This is a genomic window from Microbispora hainanensis, from assembly GCF_006874475.1.
GTDB classification, from domain to species: Bacteria; Actinomycetota; Actinomycetes; order Streptosporangiales; family Streptosporangiaceae; genus Microbispora; species Microbispora hainanensis.
This window is the reverse complement of the sequence record NZ_VIRM01000223.1, coordinates 1-330: the sequence shown is the minus strand read 5'-3', so window position 1 is coordinate 330 and position 330 is coordinate 1. Positions and strand designations below refer to the sequence as shown.

Genomic DNA, 330 nt, shown 5'->3' with positions numbered 1-330 from the left:
CGGGATGCCAAGGTCACGCAGCTTCCCGTTCGATTTGGGGATCTGTGTCCGCCGTACCGGCGACGGACGATAGGTGCGGGCTTTCAACTCGTCCCTGATCTCCATCAAGAACGGCTGCACTCCCAGCCGGTCTTCGACCTGGGCCACGGTCAGCCCGTCGATTCCGGCCGTGCGCGCTCCGGCATTGGTCGAGACGCGTCGCCACGCCTCGGCCAGGAACGCCGGATCGCACACCAGGTTGTACAGATCATCGAAACGGCGCGAACGATCAGCCCGCGCCCACTGGTGCAACTTGACCTGCATCCTTCGTACCGGGACGCCGACCCTCCA

1 protein-coding gene is annotated in these 330 nt (G+C 64.8%); it reads right to left on the bottom strand.

Features of this window, described 5'->3' with window-relative positions; translation table 11 throughout:
- A partial coding sequence (locus FLX08_RS40210) for a reverse transcriptase family protein (protein ID WP_482809803.1) occupies nucleotides 1-303 on the bottom strand: 303 nt, incomplete at its 3' end.
- Between the last annotated feature and the right edge of the window lie 27 nt (nucleotides 304-330).